A 3,812-nucleotide genomic window follows, 5' to 3' on the forward strand; every position below is an offset into this window, starting at 1 on the left:
AAAATGGAAAATGGAAAATGGAAAATGGAAAATGGAAAATGGAAAATGGAAAATGGAAAATGGAAAATGGAAAATGGAAAATGGAAAATGGAAAAATATAAAACAGTTTTGATGGGGTGGTTTCCGATTTGGCACCAAATAAAATAAAAAATCGGATAGTGACTTATCCGATTTTTTATTTTATTTTAAACCAATAGGGCGTGCCTGCCTTTTGTATTTGCAATGAAAAATGTGGAAAATCGCTCGTTTTTCAAGGAAAAAGTGAAGTTTGTGAGTCTTTTATCAAACCAGCTTTTGCCTTCGAGCCACAAGATTTAGCCATTTTTCATGCAAAAACATTATTTTATTTCCAAAATATTTCTATATTGTAAATAGTGTTATAAAGGGCAGGCATGCCCTAATCAACGTGCCACAACTTCCACAATGTTCAAATCAAAGCCCGAGACGTTAAATTTGGCGGAGCTTGATAGAAGTCGCATGTCTTTGACGCCAAGCTGTTTTAGGATTTGGGCTCCAACACCGATACTTCGATAAGGCTCGCTACTTTCGTGTACGCTGACATTGGCTTGGTATTTATCCAACGCACCGCTGACATCGACAGTACGCCCTGAGTCAATCCACACGAACACGCCTTGCTCGCTTTGCCCGATTTGAGCCAGTGCTGAGCGAATATCCCAACTGTGCTTGCTGTCAGTATGCCCAAACAGGTCTTTTAGGGGGTTTAGGGCATGGACTCGCACGGTCGCCACGCCACGGCTTGGGTCGCCTTTGACTAGGGCGATGTGGATCTCATCCGCCCCATATTCTCTAAAACGATAGAGTTTAAACGCCCCAAATTCACTGGCAAAGTCCCGCTCATCGATGACTTCCACGGTCTGCTCGTTGGTCATGCGATAGTGGATAAGGTCGGCGATGGTGCCGATTTTAAGTCCGTGTTCTTTGGCAAAGATTTCTAAATCATCACGACGTGCCATCTCGCCATCAGGCTTGATAATCTCACAAATCACCGCCGCAGGTTCAAGCCCTGCAAGGCGTGCTAAATCACAGCCTGCTTCGGTATGACCTGCCCGATGTAGCACCCCGCCTTGTTTTGCCATGATGGGGAAGATATGTCCAGGTTGGACGATGTCGGTGGGTTTGGCAAAGGGGGCGACGGCTGCCTGCACGGTTCTGGCACGGTCGGCGGCGGATATGCCTGTGGTTACGCCCTCACTAGCTTCGATGGATAGGGTAAAGTTGGTGCTAAACTTCGCCCCGTTTTTGTCGCTCATTAGGGGCAGTTCAAGCTGACGGCAACGGGCTTCGGATAGAGTCAAACACACCAGTCCACGAGCGTGAGTAATCATAAAGTTGATGTCGGACGGCTTGACATGAACCGCCGCCATGACGATGTCGCCTTCATTTTCACGGTCTTCATCGTCCATTAAGATGACCATTTTGCCTGCTTTGATGTCGGCAATGATTTCTTCTGCGGTGTTTAGGGTGCTTGCCATAAGGGTGCCTATTTGTGTTAAAAATTTAATAGGCTACATGGGGGCGGATTTGGGGGATTAAAGGCAGATGATGTGAAATTTTAAAAACAGTCAAGCCTTATTTGTCTTTAAAATTTTTTTAAAAGGCACATTGCATGATAAAAGACAGGCAGGCACGCCCAAAAACCATTTAATCATTCCCCAAAGTTTGTTACAATACCCTCAATATCAGCACCGTATCCGACCATGAGCAAAACCCGAGCCACCAAGCCCCGCTTGCCGTCCTTGACGACCACCGACACCGACCCAGAATATCTGACCGAATTTCGTATTAACATGCTGGCTCGGGGACTTGCCACACGCACCCGTAACGCTTACATTCGTGATTTGCGTACTTGTATGGCAATCAGTGAGCGAGCATTGACCGATTGGCAAGAGACGGACGTGGCAGGGTGCTTGGTGTATCTACAAAACCAAGGCAAATCGCCACGCACGCAGGCGAGAATGCTCGCAAGTTTACGCCAGTTTTTCTTATGGCAGGTGGGCGATGGGGTGCGTGATGACAACCCCTGTGAGAACATCAAAAACCCTAAAGCCGACAAGCCTCTGCCCAAGACCCTATCCGAAGACGACATCACCAGACTGCTTGGCACGCCTGACTTAGCGACGATATTAGGATTGCGTGATAAAGCCATGCTCGAAGTCATGTATGCCTGTGGTCTGCGTGTCTCGGAGCTGGTCAATCTGTCGCTCGATGAGCTAAATCTAAACGCAGGCTGGCTCCAAGTGACAGGCAAGGGCGGAAAGACTCGCCTGATTCCGCTTGGTGAATACGCCCACAACGCTCTACAAAGCTATCTTGTCCGCCGTCATGAACTGACTGCTGGCAAAAGCGGTAAGGTCGGCACAAAGGGCGGTGACTGCCAAGCGGTGTTTTTGACCGAGCAGGGGGGCTATATGACCCGCCATAACTTTTGGCATTTGATTAAAAAATACGCTCTACTGGCGGGTATCAAAACCGACATCTCACCGCACACGCTTCGCCATGCTTTTGCCACGCACCTGCTCAACCACGGGGCGGATTTGCGTAGCGTTCAGCTTTTACTCGGGCATAGCGACCTATCCACCACGCAGATTTATACCCACGTTGCCACGGCACGTCTGCAAGCCTTGCACGAAGAGCATCATCCTAGGGGGTAGCGTTGATTGGGTGTTTGATGACGGTATTATAAAGCCCCAAATACGCCGTTTTCTTATCAATCCCTGTATATTCAAGGCTTGCGTCTTCATAGCGTTTGAATTTATACACCGCATCATTCATCACGCTTTCATCAAAGACATTTAAAGACACCAATAATTGAAAATCCTTTTGTGTTAGACCCGTTACTTTGGTAAACAATTCAGGTTCAAGCTCTTGTATCACATCTTTTAAACTGTGTTCTCGAAAATCGGACAAATACATAAAAATCGGAATGCGAGTGGCAAATTTGATGAGTTTATCTTGAATTTGTTTTCGCAGGGATTTTTGTTCTTTTTCTTCATCGGTTAATGTCTTTTTGTCTTTTTTTGATAATTCGCCATCATTGTCTTTGGCTTTTTCTTTTAAACCTTTGATTTTTTCAGAGCGGTTAATGACGACTTCAATATCATCATTCAAACTTCTAAACTCTTCAATTTTCATCAAAGCGTCCATGGCATCTTGATTTTTCATCAGATTTTGCAAGGTAAAATCATCAACATTGACCAAAAGTGCCGACTGCCAACGGCGAGCCAGTAGCGTTGCCGTTGTGCCACTCATCGCCATATCAAGGAGTAGTTTTGCGTCCACTTGTTGCATTGCACTACCATCATAGGCAAGCACAGGCAAAAAGGCGATAAATTCAGATACTTTACTCTCTGGATTGCCTTCCTTTGGGTTTAGTTTGTGGGCATAATCGGCGATTTGGCGTAAGGCACGATTGGGAGCAAAATCAAAGATATAGCATTGATTTTTAATAATATTTACCCCGTCATCGCCCCGCACCGTCCACGGGGTCTGCACCCGAAATCCCGCCTGAAAATAAGTCTCAGGGCTGGCACAATTTCTTAGCATAAAAATCCCCGTCCACGCAGGCACAGACACACCCGTCATCAGCTTGCCACACGACAGCGTAATGGATTTTGTCGCAAGTGGATTGTTACCAATCGCATTATTCACAGGAATTAACGCCCTATCGCCCATTCCTGCATTATCGCCTGCCGATACGATACACCCCAAAAACCCCAAATATGCTACAATACCCTAACATCCATTAAATAGAACTTTAAATACCATGACCTACTCCTTAGACTTTCGTAAAA

3 protein-coding genes are annotated in these 3,812 nt (G+C 46.1%); 1 reads left to right on the forward strand and 2 read right to left on the reverse strand.

All coding sequences use genetic code 11. The annotated features are described in order from the left end of the window. Positions 1-401 precede the first annotated feature (401 nt). Positions 402-1,493: a bifunctional 3,4-dihydroxy-2-butanone-4-phosphate synthase/GTP cyclohydrolase II gene (gene ribBA / locus K941_RS0112130; RefSeq protein WP_036388381.1), complete on the reverse strand. Its 1,092-nt coding sequence runs from the start codon at positions 1,491-1,493 to the stop codon at positions 402-404. A 225-nt stretch (positions 1,494-1,718) separates the two neighbouring features. On the opposite strand from ribBA, the gene xerD reads away from it, so the two are divergent. Beyond that, positions 1,719-2,672 (forward strand): site-specific tyrosine recombinase XerD, encoded by a 954-nt coding sequence (gene xerD / locus K941_RS0112135; RefSeq protein WP_029103808.1) that lies wholly within the window; start codon positions 1,719-1,721, stop codon positions 2,670-2,672. Here xerD and K941_RS17880 read toward each other — a convergent pair. After that, positions 2,662-3,738 carry a DUF896 domain-containing protein gene (locus tag K941_RS17880; RefSeq protein ID WP_228130418.1) on the reverse strand — a complete coding sequence of 359 codons (1,077 nt, stop codon included), beginning with the start codon at positions 3,736-3,738 and terminating at the stop codon, positions 2,662-2,664. The two genes, xerD and K941_RS17880, sit on opposite strands and share 11 nt — an antisense overlap. Positions 3,739-3,812: the final 74 nt, after the last annotated feature.

The sequence above is a fragment of the Moraxella caprae DSM 19149 genome (assembly GCF_000426885.1).
GTDB classification, from domain to species: Bacteria; Pseudomonadota; Gammaproteobacteria; order Pseudomonadales; family Moraxellaceae; genus Moraxella; species Moraxella caprae.